Source organism: Streptomyces sp. NPDC059897, from assembly GCF_042730865.1.
Classification (GTDB): Bacteria; Actinomycetota; Actinomycetes; order Streptomycetales; family Streptomycetaceae; genus Streptomyces.
Genome location: NZ_JBHWKQ010000036.1, coordinates 15397 through 17548, shown reverse-complemented (window position 1 = coordinate 17548; position 2152 = coordinate 15397). Strand labels below are relative to the sequence as shown.

Here is a 2152-nt window from a genome sequence, read left to right as displayed (position 1 = left end):
GATTCGGCCGGGGGTCCGGGGGTTGTCCCCCGGGAAGGCACAGCATGCGCCGCCTCGCGGAGAAGCCGGCCAACCTGCTCTTCTTCGCCCGCTCGGTCCTCACCAAGGGCTGAACCAAGGGTTGACCCCCTCCCGCTTGCTCAACCGATAACTCCCCGACCCCCCGAAGGAGATACGGACCCATGACCCTCGACGCCGTGACCCAGGTCCCCGCCCCGGTCAACGAGCCGGTGCACGGCTACGCGCCCGGTTCTCCGGAGCGTGCCCGCCTGGAGGTCAAGCTCAAGGAGCTGGCCGAGAACCCGATCGAGCTGCCCTGCACCATCGGCGGTGTGCGTCGGATGGGCGGCGGCGAGCGCTTCGACGTCGTGCAGCCGCACAACCACAAGTCCGTGATCGGTACGTACGCCAACGCCACCGAGCAGGACGCCCAGGACGCGATCGACGCCGCCCTGGCCGCCGCTCCGGCCTGGCGCGCGACGTCCTTCGACGACCGCGCCGCGATCATCCTGCGCGCCGCCGAGCTGCTGTCCACGAAGTGGCGCGAGACGATGGCCGCGTCCACGATGCTCGGCCAGTCGAAGACCGCCCAGCAGGCCGAGATCGACACGCCCTGCGAGCTCATCGACTTCTGGCGCTTCAACGTCCACTACGCCCGCAACCTGCTCGCCGAGCAGCCGCCGGCGAACTCCACCGGCGTGTGGAACCGCATGGACCACCGCCCGCTGGAGGGCTTCGTCTACGCGATCACGCCGTTCAACTTCACGGCCATCGCGGGCAACCTGCCGACCGCGCCCGCGCTCATGGGCAACGTCGTCGTGTGGAAGCCGTCGCCGACGCAGACGCACGCGGCCGTGCTGCTGCTCCAGCTCCTGGAGGAGGCCGGTCTTCCTAAGGGCGTCATCAACCTGGTGACGGGTGACGGCCTGGCCGTCTCGGACGTCGCGCTCAACCACCGCGACCACGCCGGCATCCACTTCACCGGTTCGACCAAGACCTTCCAGCACCTGTGGAAGACGGTCGGCACCAACATCGACAAGTACCGCACCTACCCGCGGCTCGTCGGCGAGACCGGCGGCAAGGACTTCGTCGTCGCGCACCCGAGCGCCGACCGCGCCGTCCTCAAGACGGCCCTGACCCGCGGCTCCTTCGAGTTCCAGGGCCAGAAGTGCTCCGCCACGTCCCGTGCGTACATCCCCGCCTCGATCTGGAACTCCGGGTTCAAGGAGGAGTTCGCGGCCGAGGTCGACGGCATCAAGATGGGTGACGTCACCGACCTGACGAACTTCATCGGCGCCGTCATCGACGACCGCGCGTTCGCCAAGAACAAGGCCGCGATCGACCGGGCGAAGGACGACGCGTCCTGCACGATCGTCGCCGGTGGCACGTACGACGACTCCGTCGGCTACTTCGTGCGCCCGACGGTCGTCGAGTGCTCGGACCCGGCCAACGAGGTCTTCTCGACCGAGTACTTCGGCCCGTTCCTCGCCGTGCACGTCTACGAGGACGACCAGTACGACGCCATGCTGGAGCAGATGGAGTCGGCGTCCGACTACGCGCTGACCGGCTCGGTCGTCGCGAACGACCGTGCGGCCGCGGCCCACACGATGGAGAAGCTCCGCTACGCGGCGGGCAACTTCTACATCAACGACAAGTCGACCGGTGCGGTCGTCGGGCAGCAGCCGTTCGGTGGCGGGCGTGCCTCCGGTACGTGTGACAAGGCCGGGGCCCCGCAGAACCTTCAGCGGTGGACGCTGACCCGCGCCATCAAGGAGACGCTGGTCCCGCCGACGGACTACGTCTACCCGCACATGGGCTGACCGCCCCTGCACCAGCACCGCCCCCGGCCGAGCTTCCGCCTCGGCCGGGGGCGGTGCTGCGTGGTCCGGCCCTACGCCTCGGGGGCGTCGGCCGCCACCGCCTTGGGCAATCTGCTGCCTTGGGCGGCAGGGTGGGCAAGGCGGCCCCCCGGCGCGGCCGGCGCCCTCGGCATGGTCCGGCCCCGGGGCCCGTGGTCGACGCCTGGGGGGGGGGGGGCGGGCCCCCCGGGGCGGGGGGCCCCCCCCCCCGGGGGGGGTGAGAAACACAGGCCCGGGCGGGGAGGGGGAGCCGCCGGCGCGCCCCCCCCCCCCCCCCCGCAGCCGCCCCCCCC

Annotated in this window: 1 protein-coding gene; it reads left to right on the top strand. The window is 71.2% G+C overall.

All coding sequences use genetic code 11. The features are described from left to right. Window positions 1-182 precede the first annotated feature (182 nt). Window positions 183-1820 carry an L-glutamate gamma-semialdehyde dehydrogenase gene (gene pruA / locus ACFV9W_RS30215; RefSeq protein WP_385767083.1) on the top strand — a complete coding sequence of 546 codons (1638 nt, stop codon included), beginning with the start codon at window positions 183-185 and terminating at the stop codon, window positions 1818-1820. Window positions 1821-2152: the final 332 nt, after the last annotated feature.

Coding starts and splice junctions, on each gene's coding strand:
- pruA (WP_385767083.1), top strand. CDS start 183: ATGACCCTCGACGCCGTGACCCAGGTCCCCGCCCCGGTCAACGAGCCG.